General features: G+C 65.0%; 13 protein-coding genes. 8 read left to right on the top strand and 5 right to left on the bottom strand.

The window, feature by feature from the left end; genetic code table 11:
* Nucleotides 1–84 precede the first annotated feature (84 nt).
* Genes CK230_RS14600 through CK230_RS14585 form a run of 4 tightly spaced genes read right to left on the bottom strand, consistent with a single transcriptional unit; the run spans nucleotide 85 to nucleotide 5,131 of the window.
* Nucleotides 85–1,047 carry a sugar-binding transcriptional regulator gene (locus tag CK230_RS14600; RefSeq protein WP_095817845.1) on the bottom strand — a complete coding sequence of 321 codons (963 nt, stop codon included), beginning with the start codon at nucleotides 1,045–1,047 and terminating at the stop codon, nucleotides 85–87.
* A 40-nt stretch (nucleotides 1,048–1,087) separates the two neighbouring features.
* On the bottom strand, nucleotides 1,088–2,020 hold the full coding sequence (locus CK230_RS14595) for a TIM barrel protein (protein WP_095817844.1): 933 nt from the start codon (nucleotides 2,018–2,020) through the stop codon (nucleotides 1,088–1,090).
* Nucleotides 2,020–3,537, bottom strand: a complete 1,518-nt coding sequence (locus CK230_RS14590; protein WP_095817843.1) for a glycerol-3-phosphate dehydrogenase — start codon at nucleotides 3,535–3,537, stop codon at nucleotides 2,020–2,022. Before CK230_RS14590 ends, CK230_RS14595 begins: the two co-directional genes overlap by 1 nt.
* 1 nt (nucleotide 3,538) lies before the next feature.
* Nucleotides 3,539–5,131 (bottom strand): FGGY-family carbohydrate kinase, encoded by a 1,593-nt coding sequence (locus CK230_RS14585; RefSeq protein ID WP_245429914.1) that lies wholly within the window; start codon nucleotides 5,129–5,131, stop codon nucleotides 3,539–3,541.
* Nucleotides 5,132–5,926: 795 nt separating this feature from the next.
* On the opposite strand from CK230_RS14585, the gene CK230_RS14580 reads away from it, so the two are divergent.
* The 8 genes from CK230_RS14580 to CK230_RS14545 all read left to right on the top strand — a co-directional run bounded on the left by CK230_RS14580 (nucleotide 5,927) and on the right by CK230_RS14545 (nucleotide 15,299).
* Nucleotides 5,927–6,583 carry a DUF2291 domain-containing protein gene (locus CK230_RS14580; protein WP_095817841.1) on the top strand — a complete coding sequence of 219 codons (657 nt, stop codon included), beginning with the start codon at nucleotides 5,927–5,929 and terminating at the stop codon, nucleotides 6,581–6,583.
* The gene (locus tag CK230_RS14575; RefSeq protein WP_095817840.1) at nucleotides 6,580–8,118 is read left to right on the top strand and encodes a sugar ABC transporter ATP-binding protein; all 1,539 of its coding nucleotides are present in this window, start codon (nucleotides 6,580–6,582) and stop codon (nucleotides 8,116–8,118) included. Before CK230_RS14580 ends, CK230_RS14575 begins: the two co-directional genes overlap by 4 nt.
* A 20-nt stretch (nucleotides 8,119–8,138) precedes the next feature.
* Nucleotides 8,139–9,191: an ABC transporter permease gene (locus CK230_RS14570; protein WP_095817839.1), complete on the top strand. Its 1,053-nt coding sequence runs from the start codon at nucleotides 8,139–8,141 to the stop codon at nucleotides 9,189–9,191.
* 114 nt (nucleotides 9,192–9,305) lie between these two features.
* Entirely contained in the window at nucleotides 9,306–10,253 is a 948-nt protein-coding gene (locus CK230_RS14565; RefSeq protein WP_095817838.1) for a D-ribose ABC transporter substrate-binding protein, read from the top strand.
* 144 nt (nucleotides 10,254–10,397) lie between these two features.
* On the top strand, nucleotides 10,398–11,264 hold the full coding sequence (locus CK230_RS14560) for a DeoR/GlpR family DNA-binding transcription regulator (RefSeq protein ID WP_095817837.1): 867 nt from the start codon (nucleotides 10,398–10,400) through the stop codon (nucleotides 11,262–11,264).
* Between the two features lie 83 nt (nucleotides 11,265–11,347).
* Complete coding sequence (locus CK230_RS14555; protein WP_095817892.1) at nucleotides 11,348–12,874, top strand: FGGY-family carbohydrate kinase; 1,527 nt, start codon at nucleotides 11,348–11,350, stop codon at nucleotides 12,872–12,874.
* On the top strand, nucleotides 12,871–13,638 hold the full coding sequence (locus tag CK230_RS14550; RefSeq protein WP_095817836.1) for a DeoR/GlpR family DNA-binding transcription regulator: 768 nt from the start codon (nucleotides 12,871–12,873) through the stop codon (nucleotides 13,636–13,638). Before CK230_RS14555 ends, CK230_RS14550 begins: the two co-directional genes overlap by 4 nt.
* Entirely contained in the window at nucleotides 13,635–15,299 is a 1,665-nt protein-coding gene (locus tag CK230_RS14545; RefSeq protein ID WP_095817835.1) for a glycerol-3-phosphate dehydrogenase/oxidase, read from the top strand. The genes CK230_RS14550 and CK230_RS14545 overlap by 4 nt, the downstream gene beginning before the upstream one ends.
* 438 nt (nucleotides 15,300–15,737) lie before the next feature.
* Here CK230_RS14545 and CK230_RS14535 read toward each other — a convergent pair whose 3' ends face one another.
* Complete coding sequence (locus tag CK230_RS14535; protein ID WP_245429913.1) at nucleotides 15,738–16,103, bottom strand: TOBE domain-containing protein; 366 nt, start codon at nucleotides 16,101–16,103, stop codon at nucleotides 15,738–15,740.
* Nucleotides 16,104–16,540: the final 437 nt, after the last annotated feature.

Raw genomic sequence — 16,540 nt, 5'->3', positions numbered from 1 at the left:
GCGAAGGCACGCGCCTCGCCAAGCGTCTTGTTCATCTTCCAGCTCGTGCCGATCCAGACGTGGGGCATCTCAGTCATGCACTGGTCATTCCGTTTCGCTCACGAGAGCCCTGGCTGTCGACTCGTCGGTGATGAGACCTTTCAACCGCGCGCTTTTGAGCACCGCGCGGACCGCCTCGACCTTTGTCGGACCGCCGGCGATCGCGATGATGCGGCTATCCGCCGGCCCGTCCAGGTCGACGGCGAGCGTGCGGGCGGTCAGGGTCGTTTCCAGCACCCGGCCGCGCGCATCGAAAAAGTGCCCGAGCATTTCGCCGACGCCGCCGACGGCAGTGATCTCGGCAATCTCGCGCGGCTCGATCATGCCCGTCGCCACGAGCTGGGCGCCCGCATCCGCCGTGCCGATGCCGACGAACTTCAGCGTCGCCCGGTTCGACATCTCGAAGATTTCCCGCACGCCGCGCTGCGCCAGGAGCACTTCGCGGTCGTCCGCGGAATTGGCAAAAAACGGCACCGGCATGACGTAGGCCTGCGCGCCGGTCTTTTCGGCCAGTCGATGCATGACGTCGTGCGGATTGGCCGCATAGTTGCGCGTCAGGCCGCCGAGCAGCGAGACGAAGCGCACGCCCGCCGCCTCGAAGCGCGGCAACTGATGCACCGCGGCGGCAAGCGTGCGGCCATGGCCGATACCTATGACCCTGTCCTCGGCGCGCTCCATCTCGCGACGCAGGAAACCGGCGCCCGCCAGTCCCAGCGCCCGCAATGGCAGGCCATCCTCGCCCAGATCCGGCGCGACCTCGCAAAACTCCAGCCCGAAGCGATCGCAGAGCTGGTTCTCCAGCAATGCGCATTCGACGACCTCGCCATCGATCGAGACTTTGACCGCGCCGTCCGCCACAGCCCGAGCGATCAGCCGATGCGCCTTGACCGAGGGCAGCCCGAGTCGCTTCGCCACCTCGGCCTGAGTAAGGCCGCCGGCGTAGTGCAGCCAGGCGGCACGGATCGCGAGCGACCCTTCAGGGTCCAGTCGAGCTGGGCGTTTCGGCATCTGCGGTCCTTGATCGCGGGTTTGGGTCATTCTCAGCCGGTCAGATATTCAGGCTTTGCACGCCCGTGTCGATATGGGGAGCCCAGAAGGCTATGCTCTCGGCGATCTGCGGGATGGCCTGCCGATCGTCCGGCTCCCGTTCCTTGAAACTCAGCTCAAGGCAGATCTCGTTGTCGACGGCGCCGCCTTCGGCGAAGGCCTTCAGCAGCGGCTCGGGATGAATGCGGCCCCTGGCATTGAACGCCGCGGTGAAGGGGCGATGCCCGCCCTTGTCCATGAGGCTTTGCTTGATGTGGATGATCGGCGACAGCCTCGGCACCGCGCGGGCCCAGGCATAGGGATCGTAGTCATCCGGATTGGCGCTGCTCACGTCGCCATGGTCGATGTCGGCCATCATCCACATCGGCAACGCCATTTCGGCTTTGGTCAGCCTGTCCTGCAGCTTCACGCATTCGGCGATCGTGTGGCCGAACTCGCGCCCGATGCTCATTGGCTCCCAGAAAACGTAACGCAACCCGGCTTCCTTGGCGTGTTCGGCCACCTCAGCCCAGCAGTCGACGGCGATCCGGATCAGGTCCTCGCGCCGGACCGGATCGTCATAATCCTTGTAGGTGAAGATGGCGAACTGGGTGCCGATGGAGACGCCGCCGAGGTCGGCGGTGATGTCGGCGAAGGTCTTGAACCAGTCGACATAGTAGCGGCGCACATCGCCGTCGGGATGGCCGAAATGGTTGAGCCGGCCATAGGGGCCGGTCATGCCGCTCGTGACGCGCACGCCGGTGCGCCGCAGGGCCGCGATCATGCGCCGGGCCACGCGCCGGATCACCGGCGCCGGCCAGCTCGGATTGATGAACTCATGCGTCAGTTGCAGGTCGCGCAGCCTGAGGTCGCGCGCGACGGTCTCGACCAGGTCGTCCGGATCGGCGAAACGGTTGACCAGCGGATTGGTGTTCAGGGAAAGCGTCAGCGCCATCACGCAGCCTCGGCGAGGCGCTCGGCGTCGAACCACATGGCGAAGGCATCCCGTTCCGCCTCGCTGAGATGCAGGTGGTGCTTGGTGCGCCGAAGCAGGATGTCGTCAGGCGTGCGCGCCCATTCCCTGGCGACGAGATAGCGCACCTCAGCCTCGTAGAGCAGGCCGCCGTGATGCCGGCCAAGGCCATTGAGGCAGGTCGCGTCCTTGACGAGGTCCCTGGTGCGCGCGCCGTAGAGCCGGCCGTAGTGATGGACGAGATCGCGCGGCATCCACGGATAGGCTTCGCGCAAGCCGTTGGCGAAGGTCTCGTAGTCGGCATTGGGGATTTCGCCGCCGGGCAGCGGCGCGGTCTCGGTCCAGTCCTCGCCCATCCGCGGGAAAACATGCTTCAGCCGGTGCATGCCGCGCTCGGCCAATTCGCGGAAAGTGGTGATCTTGCCGCCGAAGACGTTGAGCAGCGGCGCGCCGCCGGTCTCGTCGAGGTCGAAGATATAGTCGCGCGTCACCGCGGACGGGTTGCCCTTGCCGTCGTCGAACAGCGGCCGCACGCCGGAGAAGGAGTAGAGCACGTCCTGGGGCCGCAGCTTCTCCTTGAAGTAGCGGTTCACCGCCGCAAGCAGGTAGTCGATCTCGGCCTCGTCGGCCCTGACGTCCTCGGCGCGGCCGCCATAGGCGATGTCGGTGGTTCCGATCAGCGCCATGTCCCCTTCATATGGGTTGATGAAGATGACGCGCTTGTCGTGGTTCTGCACCAGATAGGCATTCGCGCCCTGCCAGAACTTCGGCACGATGATGTGGCTGCCCTTGACCAGGCGCACGTTGCGCGACGAGTTCGATCCCGCGACACGGCCAATGACATCCGAAACCCACGGACCGGCGGCATTGACGAGACAGCGGGCCCGGAAGAGGCGCGTTTCTCCGGTCATCGCGTTTCTCGTCGTCACCGTCCAGGCGCCATTCTCGCGGCGAGCGGAGACGGCAGGCGAGCGGGTGAGCACCTCGGCCCCGCGTTCGGCTGCGCCAAGCGCGTTGAGCACCACCAGCCGCGCATCATCCACCCAGCAGTCGGAATATTCGAAGCCGCGCGTATACTGGTCGAGCAACGGCGTTCCTTCCGGATCGCGCTCGAGGTCGAGCGTGCGCGTGCCTGGCAGTCGCTTTCGGCCGCCCAGATGGTCGTAGAGGAACAGGCCGAGCCGCACCAGCCAGGCGGGACGGTCCTGCGGACTGTGCGGCAGCACGAAGCGCATCGGCCAAATGATATGGGGCGCTGCCTTGAGCAGGACCTCGCGCTCGATCAACGCCTCGCGCACCAGCCGGAACTCGTAATATTCGAGATAGCGCAGGCCGCCATGCACCAGCTTGCCGGAGCGCGAGGACGTGCCCTCGGCAAGGTCGTCCTTTTCGCACAGCACGACCGACAGCCCGCGACCTGCCGCGTCCCGGGCGATGCCGGCTCCGTTGATGCCGCCGCCGATGACGAAGAGGTCGACCGTTTTGGGCTCAAGCCCCATCCTATGCTCCTTCAGGCGTCTCGGCGGAGGCGACGGCCGTGTTGCGGCGCTGGGTTGCCAGCGCTTCCCAGGCCGGCCCTAGCACATGGCGCGCAGCGATAAATGCCGGGAAAAGGCCGTCATAGACGCCGATCAGCGCCGGATCGGGCGCCTCGACGGGTCCGAGCAGCGGCGTGACCCAGTCGGCGATGCAGGCGCCCATGTCGCGATAGGCGCCGATGGCGACCGCCGCCATCATCGCACAGCCGGCAGCACCCGCCTCCTCGCGCGAAGAGACGCGCACCGGCGCGTGAACCGCCGCCGACAGGATGCCGCGCAATCCCTGCGAGCGGGCCGCGCCGCCCGACAGCCGCAGCTCCGACGGCAGGTCGCCCATCGCCGCGTAGCAGTCGCGCATGGCGAGCCCTAGCCCCTCGATGACGGCACGCACGAGGCTCGGGTAGCGGTGGTTTACCGACAGGCCGACGAAACCGGCGCGGGCGTTGGCGTTGACGAACGGCCCGCGCTCGCCGGCCTCCGAGATATAGGGATGATAGACGATCTGGCCGGGCGGACTGTCGCCGAGCCAACGATCGATGCGGGCGACCAGATCGCGGTGACCGGCCTCGTGCCCGAATTCCTTCAGCACATCCGCGGCGAGACCGAGAACCCAGTCGATGTTGAGCGTGGTCGCCATGTTGGTCTGGACCTGCGTCACCAGATCGGGAACCGGCAAGGTGATGACGTAGCCCGAGCTCTCCTTGTTGAGGTGCACGGAGCCCGTCGGCATGGCCCGCATGTGCACGCCGGTCGAGCCGACGATCGAGCAGGCGACATCCCCCTCGCCACCGCAGACCCCGGCGCCGAGCGCGGTCATGACCATGTCGACATAGCCGAGGCTGATGGGCGTGCCGGCTTTCAGACCCGTCTCGGCCGCCGCCGCGGCGGTAAGCGGATGGGTTACCATCGTGCCGTCGACGATCTCGGGCAAGAGCTTGCGCCGGCCGGAAAGGCCGAGCGCCTCGATGACCGTGTCGTCATAGCGGCGGGTGCGGAAATTGCCGAAGGTGAAGCTTGCTTCCGACGGATCGGTGGCGCGCACGCCGGTCAGGTTCAGGTAGAGCCAGTCCTTGCAGTGCAGCGCCACTTCGGCCTGGTCGAGAAGCTCGGGCGCATGGCGGTCCATATGGGCCATCTGACTGCCCTGCTGGCAGGTGTTGAGCCCGGTTCCCGTCGCCTCGAAACGGGCGCGGCCAAGCGGGCCGGCGGTCAGGCGCTCGACGGTCGGCGCCGCGCGGGCATCGAGCCACAGCCATGCGTCGGCGACAGGCTTATCTTGCCGACCCACGAGCCAGGTGCCGTCGCCCTGTGCGGTCACCGCGAGCGCCGCGGTGCGCGCCGCCAGGTTTTCAACCTTGTCGCCGAGCCCTTGGAGCGCAGCCACGCAGTCGCGCCAGGTCTGGGCGAGCGACTGCGTCGCCGAACCGTCGGCGCCGGACGCGTATCGGTTCGGAACCGAAGCGGAAGCGATCTGGCGGCCATTCAGCTCAAAGGCGACCGCCTTGATGATCGACGTGCCGGAATCGATACCTATGATAACGTCAGCGCCGGCCACGGGTCTCTCCGCATCCGATGCGACCATGCCTGAATCGGCAACAGGGCAATGTCCGTCTCCTCCTGATTTTCCCGCCTGAAGTTCCACCGCGAAGAGGCGGCGGCGAAAATACGCCGTTGCACGCTCCTCCGTAACGGCGCCTTACACAGTCCATTCTAAGTTATCATGGAAATAACACAATACATGATTTTTTTTGCAGACATCGAAAATTTTTTCAGATACGCTGTTATCAGTCAGGAGGAACCCCAACGTCTGCTCTCCGTCGTCTTCGGCAGACGGACGAGAGAGCGGGCAAACAGGCAGCCGGATGCTTCAGGCACGTTTTCAGCTTGCGCCACAGCACCGTGTGCCGAGCATAATCTCTTCTGAAATCAAACGCTTAATGCCAATAGATTCGCTCCTGCAGCATTGCCGTGCCGTATCTGCGAGATGGATGATCTCAACGATCCGGGATAGCGGCAATCGACTATAAGTGGCTGCTCCGGGAGATGCGGTCCTGTAAATCGCTTGGCCGAGAGCCCCTTCCAACGAACAAAAATCCGGACCAAAAAGGAAATTCTGATCTAACATACTTGACGCAGAAGATAACATTAACATAACATAATTGACAGATGGGCGTGGATGCGGCGGGAGGAGAACGCTGCATCGTCGGCCAAGGGTGGGAGAAAATCGATGCAAGCAAGCGACCCGACTATGCCGTGTCCCCGTCCGGCTGCAGACATGCGTCGTGCATTCGCAACGCTTACCGCAGCAGCCCCTGCCCGCCTCGTTCCATCGCCGGCGAGGCTCTGAACCATGAACGCCATGTCGACCCCGACGCCGAAGGCACCGGCTGCGCCGCGCCGCAGTCTGATTGTCGCCGTCGGCCTCGGCGTCGTGGTCCTTGCCGCGATCGCGCTCGACACGAAGGTGGTCCAGATCGGATCGTCCGCCGACGTCAGCCAGGAGGCGTTTTCGCCCGACCGTTTCGGCGAAAAGGAGTTCCCGCGCATCCAGGCCTTCGTCGTCGAGCACGCCGTCAACGCCGCAACCTTCGGACCGGCGGTGATGGCCGACAAGAACGCCGCCGCCAAACAGTACGGAACCGCCTCGTCGACCGGCGCGATCATCCCTGTCAGGTTGACGGCGGTCGCGGGCGAAGCGAAATCCGGCGTTTACGAGCTCAAGGCCGACGGTTTGCCGGCCGACATCCATGTTCGGGTGCAGGCCGGCCCGGCCATCAACGGCACCGATCTGCGCGATGCGACAGGCGACATCGTCTTCGGCAAGTTCAAGAACCAGATCGAATTCCAGGACGCCGGCTCGGGCATCAACCGCGCCATGAAGAAGGCGACCCTCGACGCTATCGACACCGCCAGCCTGTCCGGCAAGACGCTGGAGATCTTCGGCGTCTTCCGCCTCATCAACCCGAAGAACTGGCTGATCACCCCGGTCAAGGTCACCGTCAAATGAGCAGCGCTGCGACCTCCCGGCAGGCCGACGAAGTGGTTCTGGCGGCGCGCAACATCGCCAAGTCCTACAACGGCGTGAGGGCGCTGAAGGGCGTCAATTTCGACATTCACCGCGGCCAGGTGACGACGCTGTTCGGGGAGAACGGCGCCGGCAAGTCGACCCTGATGAAAATCCTCTCCGGGGTGGTGCAGCCGACATCCGGCGAGATCGTTCTCGACGGTCAGCCCATCGTGTTTTCCTCCTCCACCGACGCGCGCAACCACGGCATCTCGATCATTCATCAGGAGCTCAGCCTCGCGCCCAATCTGTCGGTTCGCGACAACATCTTCATGGGGCGCGAGATCACCGGCCCGACCGGCGTCAACTACGCCGAGGAGGAACGCCAGGTCCGTAGACTGCTGCAGGAGCTCGAGGAGGACATCGATCCGCTCATCGCTGTCGAGGAACTGCGGCTGGGACAACAGCAGATCGTCGAGATCGCACGGGCGCTTTCGGTCGACAGCCGGATCCTCATCATGGACGAGCCGACCTCGGCGCTTTCCGCCACCGAAGTCGAGGTCCTTTTCAGCGTGATCCGCGACCTTACGGCCAAAGGCGTGTCGATCGTCTACATTTCGCACCATCTGGAGGAGGCCCTACAGATCACCGATCATGCGGTGGTGCTGCGGGACGGCAGCATGACCGCCTACGCGCCACGCGCCGATATCGATCTTGAATGGATCGTGCGCAACATGGTCGGCGAGAACTATGATCTGGGCAGTCCGCCTGCCGGCCATGATTTCGGTCCGGTCATGCTCTCGGTCCGCGACCTGACCGTGCCGGATCCGGCCGGCGGCGGCTACAATGTCGTCGACCGCATGTCGCTCGACGTCAGGGCCGGTGAGATCATCTGCATCTATGGCCTGATGGGGGCCGGCAGGACGGAACTGCTCGAAACCGTCGCCGGCAAGCTGAGCGCGACGTCCGGCGAGATCGTGCTCGAGGGCAAGGAGATATCCCACCTCCCCATCGGCGAGCGCATCGCCCGCGGCCTTGCGCTCGTGCCCGAGGATCGCCAGCGCTACGGGCTCGTCCAAACGATGTCGGTCGGGCAGAATCTTTCGCTCGCCTCGATCATGGAATTCACGCGCGGCGTCTTCACCTCGATCAAGCTCGAACGGGCGCTGGTCCAGAAATCGATCAGGGACGTGACGGTCAAGACCGACGGACCGGACGTGCCGATCGGGTCGCTGTCCGGCGGCAACCAGCAGAAGGTGGTGATCGGCAAAATGCTCGCCACCGATCCCAAGGTCATCCTGCTGGATGAACCTAGCCGCGGCATCGACATCGGCGCCAAGGCCGAGGTGTTCCGGATTCTGGCTCATCACGCGGCGGCCGGGCAGGCTGTCGTCTTCACGACATCGGAAGTCAACGAGTGCCTGTCGATCGCCCACCGCATCATCATCATGCGGCGCGGCCGGATCTCGGCCGAGTTCACTTCGGACATCACCAAGGAAAAGATCATGGCCGCCTCGGGCGAGGCCGTGGCGGCCTGAGCGGAACACGGAAACGAACAATGACGCAAACCAGCGCCAACCGCATGTCTTCCCAGGTCTCGCCCGTCAAGGGAACAAGCAACCCGATCAAGCTCTTGCTGAAGGGCCGCGCCTTCTTCGCGCTGATTGCCATCGTCGTCGTCTTTTCGTTTCTGTCGCCGAACTACCTCACCGTCTCCAATCTGCTGATCATGTCCTCGCACGTGGCCATTTACGGCATCCTGGCGATCGGCATGCTGCTGGTCATCCTCAGTGGCGGCATCGACCTCTCGGTCGGCTCGATTCTGGCGCTGTGCGGCGTCGTCGCGGGCGCGCTCATGCAAGGCGTGGAGTTGAAACCGCTCGGCGTCATCCTGTTTCCGCCGGTATGGGCCGTGGTCGTGTTGACCTGCGCGCTCGGCGCCGCGCTCGGCGCGCTCAACGGCATCCTCATCGCCTGGTTCAAGGTGCCCGCCTTCGTCACCACGCTCGGCGTCATGTACATGGCGCGCGGCATCGCGCTGCTGATGACCAACGGCCTCACCTACAACAATCTTGCCGGCCGGCCGGAGCTCGGCAACACCGGCTTCGACTGGCTGGGCTTCAACCGGCTCTTCGGTGTACCGATCAGCGTGCTGGTCCTGGCGACCCTTGCGGTGCTGACCGGGCTGATGCTCAGTCGCTCCTCCTTCGGCCGTTGGCTCTATGCCGCGGGCGGCAACGAGAACGCGGCCGACCTGTCAGGCGTGCCGGTCAAGCGGGTCAAGATCACGGTCTATACGCTCTCCGGTATTCTGTCCGCTATCGCCGGCCTGGTGCTGTCCTCGCAGCTGACGTCGGCCGGTCCGACCGCCGGCACCACCTACGAGCTGACCGCGATCGCGGCGGTCGTCATCGGCGGTGCCGCGTTGACCGGCGGGCGCGGCACGGTGCGCGGCACCATGCTCGGTGCTTTCGTCATCGGCTTCCTGTCGGACGGCTTGGTCATTATCGGCGTGTCTTCCTACTGGCAGACCGTCTTCACCGGCGCCGTCATCGTCCTCGCCGTGCTCATGAATACCATCCAATACGGGGCCCGCGGCATCCGACAGTGACGCCGCGCCTCGCCGAAAGCTTCTCCGGACGCAAGGAGATCGACCGGAAAGAAGGCCGAGACAATCGGCAAGCCGCAATCCGCAACCGCAATCTATAACAAGGGAGTGAGAGAAATGATCGATAAAGCCAGAAGGATACTGTTGGTCGCCGCCGCCACGCTGCCGTTGATGGCAAACCATGCCTGGGCGGCGGGCCTGATCAGCATCATCGTGACCGATCCGGCCAATCCGTATTGGCTCACGGAGGGCCAGGTCGCCAAGGCCACGGCCGAGAGCCTCGGCTACACCGCCAATGTCAGCGCCCACAAGGGCGACACCAACACCGAAAGCACAATGATCGACACCGCCATCACCAACAAGTCGGTGGCGATCATTCTCGACCCGGCCAATGCCGACGGTTCGATCGGCGCGGTCAAGAAGGCGATCGCCGCCAACATCCCGGTGTTCCTGGTCAACGCCGAGATCAACCAGGACGGTCTCGCCAAGGCGCAGCTCGTCTCCAACAACGCCCAGGGCGCCGCGATCGGCGCGCAGCAGTGGGTCGAGGCGATCGGCGACAAGGGCAACTATGTCGAGCTGTTCGGCAACCCGGCCGACAACAACGCGGCGACGCGCTCGAACGGCTACGAGACCGTGCTCACCCAGTATCCGGACCTCAAGAAGGTCGGCAAGGAAGTGGCCAACTGGGACCGCACCCAGGGCTACCAGAAAATGCAATCGCTGCTGCAGGCCCATCCCGACATCGTGGGCGTCATTTCCGGCAATGACGAGATGGCCCTCGGCGCCATCGCGGCGCTGAAGGAAGCCGGCAAGCTCTCCCAGGTGAAGGTCGGCGGCTTCGACGGCTCGCCGGACGCGGTCGCCGCCGTCAAGGCCGGCGAAATGCAGTACACGGTGCTGCAGCCTGTCGCGGTCTTCTCGGCCGAAGCCGTGAAGCAGGCCGACAAGTTCATCAAGACCGGCTCGACGGGCGCTGCCTCCGAGAAGCAGCTCTTCGATTGCGCCCTGATCACCAAGGACAATGTCGACAAATACACCGGGCCGTTCACGCTCTCCCAGTGAACCGCCGGATCGGGGCGCGCAAACGTTGCGCGCCCCTTTTCCTGCCGCGCAAAGACATTCGATGCGCAAAACCCTACCTGCCCCCAAGGTGCCCGCTTGCCATCGGCGCCAGATATGCGAATGGCATCGGCAGGAGAGGCTTGGATGACAGATCGCGAGATTCGGCCCGAGCAGGCGTTGAAGACCCTTGCCGGGGATCAGGTGCCCGCCGACAGCCGCCACGCGCGCCAGCTGGCGCGCCGCCGGATGATTGCCGAGGCCGTCATGGCCGAGGGCACGATGCGCATCGAGGATCTCACCGAGCGTTTCGGCATCAGCCTGATGACCGCGCATCGCGACCTCGACGAACTGGTCGAAAAGGGATTGCTGCGCAAGACGCGCGGCATCGTCTCGGCCGCCCCGACCAGTCTCATCGAATCGAGCGACGTCTACCGTTCCTCGCGCCAGGGAGCCGAGAAGCGAGCGATCGCGCAGGCGGCGGCGGCCTTCCTGGAACCCGGACAGGCCGTCTTCTTCGACGATTCCACCACCGTCCTGCAGCTCGTGCCGCATCTTGCCGCGCGCGTGCCGCTGACGGCGATCACCAATTCCATCACCCTGATGAATGAGCTCAAGGACACGCGCGACCTGACGCTGCTCGGGCTTGGCGGGCAGTTCTACCACTGGTGCAACGCCTTCATGGGGCCGGTCACGACCACGGAGATCCGGCGGCTGCGGGCCGACCGCGTCTTCATGTCGATGTCGGCCATCACCGACGGCATGGTGTTCCACCAGTCACCGGAAATGGTCGAGACCAAGCGCGCCATGTTCGACAGCGCCGCCATGCGCATCCTGCTTGCCGATCACACCAAGTTCGAGCGCCGGGCGCTGCATGCCATGTGCGCGCTGAACGAGTTCGACGTCATCGTCGTCGACGACGGAACCCCGCCACGGCAGGTCGAGGAGATGAAGGCTGGCGGAATGACGGTCGTCGTCGCCGCCGTGCGACAAGAAGATGTTACAGGCAGCTGATTGTAACATCCATTGATGTTAACTTAACATGATGCTATGCGATAACCTCAGGAGATGCACGCGATGTGCATGACGAGGAACGCATGCCCTGTCTGCTGGGAATCGATAGCGGCCTGACCGTCACCAAGGCGGTGGTTTTCGACGAGGCAGGCACGCCGCTGGCCGTGGCCCGCCGCCGCTTGCCGCAGATCATCTCCGAACCGCGTCATGTCGAGCGCGACATGGACGAGCTGTGGCGCGCCGCCGCCGAAGCGATCGCGGAAGCGGTCTCTGGCTGCGGCCGTCCACCCTCGGACATCGCCGCCGTCGCCGCCACCGCGCATGGCGACGGACTCTACGTGCTGGATCGCGACCGCCGGCCGCTCGGATACGGCATCCTGTCGCTGGACAGCCGGGCCGGGGACGTTGCGGCCCGGTGGAAGACAGATGGCACGGGCGGGAAAGCTCTCTCGCGGACCGGTCAGACGCCGCATGCCTCGGCGCCCTCTTCGCTGCTGGCCTGGATACGCGACCGCGAGCCGGAGCGTTTTGCCAGCATCGGCCATGTCCTTGCCTGCAAGGACTGGCTGCGCTTCTGCCTGACGGACAGCCTCGGCACCGACCTCACCGAGGCGAGCACTTCGTTCACCGCGGTCGACAGCCAGGCCTACGCGCCGGACATCCTCCCGATCTTCGGTCTCGAAGCGCTCGGCGATGCGCTGCCGCAGGCAGCACGGCCGGACGAGGTCGTCGGCGCCGTGACGGTGCAGGCGGCCCGATCCACGGGCCTGCTTGCCGGCACGCCGGTGGTGGCCGGCCTGCACGACGTGACCGCCTCGGCGCTCGGCATCGGCGGCTATGGCGAAGGCGTGGTCGCCATCGTCGCTGGCACCTATTCGATCAACGAGACGGTCTCGGCTGCGCCGCGCATCGACGCCCGCTGGTTCTGCCGCAACGGCTTGAAGCCCGGCGAATGGAACAACATGTCGATCTCGCCGGCATCGGCGGCAAACTACGACTGGTTCCTCGACACGCTGTGCGGTTCCGAGCGGGCGGCGGCGGAAGCCGACGGGCGCTCGATCCACGCCATCGTCGGCCCTGAAATCGAGGCGGCATTGGCGCGGCCATCGACGCTGCTCTTCCATCCCTACCTGTTCGGTTCGCCACATGGCCCGGCCGCCAGCGCCGGCTTCCTCGGGCTGCGCGGCTGGCATGACCGCGGCGACATGCTGCGCGCGGTGATCGAAGGCATAGGCTTCAACCATCGCGTCCATGTCGATGCGCTGCGCGAAGGTTTTGCGCCGCGCGAGGCGCGGCTGACCGGCGGCACTTCCCGCAATCCCGCCTTCGCGCAGGTCTTCGCCGATGTGCTCGGCATGCAGCTCACGGTGACCGAGACGGAAGAAGCCGCCGCCTGGGGCGCTGCGCTGTGCGCCGGCGCCGGCGTCGGCCTGTTCGCGTCGCCGCGGCACGACCCGCGCGACCTCGCAGCGCTTGGCCGCAGCTACCGGCCCTCCCCACAGCGCAGCGCCGCCATGGACAAGCGCTACCGGCTGCACTGCGACATCGCCGACCGCCTCGCCGAGGCCTGGCCATCGATCGAAGCGCTGGCGGAAGGGGGAGAGCGATGAACGCGGACAACCGCCGGCAGGACATTGCCGATTATGTCATTCAGCATGGCGAGGCGCGCATCGACGAGCTGGTGACGGCCTTCGGCGTCTCGCGCATGACCATCCATCGCCACGTCGACGAACTGGCGCGCCAAGGTGTGCTGCGCAAGTTGCATGGCGCGGTCAGCGCGCAGCCATCCGGGGTCTACGAAAGCCTCTTCCGTTTCCGCGAGACGCACGCGGCGGCGGCGAAGCGGGCGCTTGCCCGCGCGGCTCTGGCCGAGATCGAGCCGGGGCAGGTCGTGCTGCTCGACGATTCGACCACCGCCAATGCGCTCGGCCCGCTCCTGCCGCAGACCGCGCCGCTGACCGTCGTCACCAACAGCCTGTCGCTGGCGGAGCAATTGGTGGGCAAGGACGAGCTGAAGCTGATCCTGCTCGGCGGCGAATACCATCCAACCTACAACGCCTTCATCGGTCACATCTGCGAGAATGCACTGCAGAAGATCAGGGTCAATCTGCTGATCTGCTCCGCTTCGGCGATCGACAAGACCGCGACGCTGATCCAGGACCCTCAGGTGGTGCGCGTGAAACAGGCGATGGCGGCAGCGGCCTCGCGCAGCTTATTGCTCGTCGATTCCTCCAAGTTCGGCAAGGTGGCGCTGCATCTCTTTGCGGACCTCACCGACTTCGATCTCGTGCTCAGCGACGACGGCCTTCCCGACGAGGTTGCCGGCAGCCTGAAGGCGGCCGGGGTCAATCTCAAGGTCGTGCCGGTGCAATGACCGGGACGACACGCGATGTCGATGTCCTCATCATCGGCGCCGGCATCAACGGCGCCGGCCTTTTTCGCGACCTGTGTGAGCAGGGCCTGCGAGTCGCGATCGTCGACAAGGCGGATTTCGGTTCCGGCACCAGCGCCGCGCCGTCGCGGCTGATCCATGGCGGCATCAAATATCTCGAAACGGGCGAGTTGGGCCTCGTCGCGCAATCAACGCTGGAGCGCAACCTTTTGCTGCGCAATGCCCCGCACGCGGTGCGGCCGCTGCCGACCGTCATCCCGATCTTTTCCTGGCTGACGGGCATCGGCGCGGCGCTGCGCACCCTTTTCGGCAGCACGACCGCACCGCGTGGCCGCGGCGCTCTGCTGATCAAAATCGGCCTTGCCATGTATGACTTCTACGGCGCCCGCCGCCGCGTCATGCCCAGGCACAGCATGTGGTCGAAAGCGCGGGCGCTGAGCGAGATACCACCGCTGACGCCGGGCATCGTGGCGGCCGGCACCTACTACGACGCCACCGTCCGTCATCCCGAGCGGCTGGTGCTCGAGCTTCTTCAAGACGGCGTCAGGGCCAGCCCTGACTCCGAGGCCTTGAACTATGTGCAATTGCTGGGCAGCGACGGCAGCGTCGTGTGCTTCGCCCTGCCCGACGGCGGCGAGCTCGGCTTCCGGCCGCGCATCGTCGTCAACGCGGCCGGGCCATGGATCGACCATGTCAACACGGCGCTCGGCGCGCCGTCACGGCTGATCGGCGGCACCAAGGGCTCGCACATCGTGCTCGACCATCCCGACCTGCTGCGAGCGCTTGGCGGCCGCATGATCTACTTCGAAGCTAATGACGGCCGCATATGCCTGGTGTTCGACTATCTCGGCCGGGCGCTGGTCGGCTCGACCGACATCCGCGCCGCCGACCCCGAGACGGTGCGCTGCGAGGATGACGAGATCGACTATTTCCTGGCGAGCCTGCGCGAGCTCCTGCCCGGTCTTGCCTTCGGCCGCGAGCAGATCGTCTATGCCTATTCTGGTATCCGTCCGCTGCCGGCGTCGGACGGCACCGCGCCGGGCCTGATCAGCCGCGACCACTCGGCACCCGTCATGGAAATCGAGGGCAACCGGAACTGGCCGCTCGTCTCACTGGTGGGCGGCAAATGGACGACCTTCCGCGGTTTTGCCGAGGAGGTGACGGACATGTTGCTGTCCAGGCTTGGTCAACCACGGCGGGTGAGCACGCAAAGCCTTGCCATCGGCGGCGGCCGCGATTTTCCGACCGATGTGGCTGCGCATGCCCGCTGGATCTCCGCTGCCACGGCTGAGACAGGTGCATCGCCGGCCCGCGCCGAAGCACTGCTTGACCGCTATGGCACGACGGCCCTCCTCATTCTGGCGCACGAAGCGGAACGACAGGCGGAGCCGCTTGCCGACGCGTTGGAGTACACGCTGGCGGAAATCGATTGGTTGGCGCGCAACGAAAATGTCGTCCATCTGGCCGACATCGTAATGCGGCGCACCGCACTGGCGATCACGGGCCGGCTCAGCCGCGGCAACCTTGAACAGATTGCCGACACCGCAGCGGCCGCGCTGGCGTGGAACGCCGGGCGGCGTGATAATGAGCTGGAAGCGACTTCAAAGGAGCTCACGGAGCGGCACCGATTTTGCTTTGAATAACCGGGGTCCCAGGTCCATCTTCGCAACAATCCGGGCTCGTCGAACGAATTTCCCACAGATGGACCTGTGGTCGTCGTTCCGCTGCCCGGCGCCGTTATTGTACCGCCTGACTGAGTTTATCGATCCGCTCCAGCTGCGCTCAGAGACTATAATTCGGAAGGACCTGATGGCAAAGATGCCATCTGACAGCTTTGATTATATCGTCGTGGGCGCCGGCAGTGCCGGTCGGTCATCGCCAATCGTATCGGCGCTGACGGCAAATCGAATATACTGGTACTAGTGAGTGACCGAAATGGACCGGCTGCGGTTTGTCCACTTTGAATGGGTGACTTCCGTAGGCAGACTTCGGGCCACTGCGAGCCTTATTTGCCTCGCAGCGAGGCGCGACCGGTCGCAATTGCCGGCGTCCCGCTTCGCCGGGACATGGTCCTTCTTAGTCTAGGCCGGAAACAGAAATGCCGCTGTGGGATCGAAGAATATCTGGCGACCGTAACCCGCATCGACGCTGCTCGCTTCTGCGGTATCTGAAGTTGGCCTGGCATCGATCTCGTCGCCCGACCCGGTGCGGGCTACGACGCGCCGGCGGTCGCCGAAGAATGCTGTATCGAGGATCTCGACAGTAAGTGATGCGTTCCCCTCGGCAGGCCTTAGGCGGAATGCTTCCGGCCGTACCATTAGTCTGGCCTTCTGGCCGCGTTCGAGCTTGTGAGGCGCCTTCACGCCCTTGACGATCGAGCCGTCGGCCAGCCGCACACGGGCGGTTCCCCCCACCGTCTCCAGATGCTCGGCGGCGAGGAAATGCAAATTCGCTACGTTATGGCGAGAAGCCTTCGGTGCTGGCGAGATGGATTGATGCCTTCAATAAATTCCGGCGTTTCAGGCAAGAACGGAGGCGTGGCGTTTCTCGCCAGCACGGAGTGGAACCTCCCCGCTGGGTCTAGGCCTCACGTTGAATGTCACCCTTTAGGAGCAGCAATATCCGAGGCGGCGAAGCTTCGACAAGCTGGGGCGACAGGTGAAATGGCAGCCGCCGTTCTTCGCGCAACGGATGGAGCCCTCAGGATTAAGACCGCCTGCGGGCTTCAGCGCAGCACGACAGCCCGGCCAGAAGGGCGACACCCAAATGATTTCAACTCTAAGGCGCCGTCCTCACAAGCCGCTACGCGATCTGTCGGGTAGAAATTTCGTGCGGGTGGGCGCGGTCACGCGATAGTTCGATACGAGGCAGTGCTGCTATAAGC

Source organism: Mesorhizobium sp. WSM3859, from assembly GCF_002295065.1.
Classification (GTDB): Bacteria; Pseudomonadota; Alphaproteobacteria; order Rhizobiales; family Rhizobiaceae; genus Mesorhizobium.
Note: the sequence above shows the minus strand (reverse complement) of the source record. Positions and strands in the feature narration are given on the sequence as shown.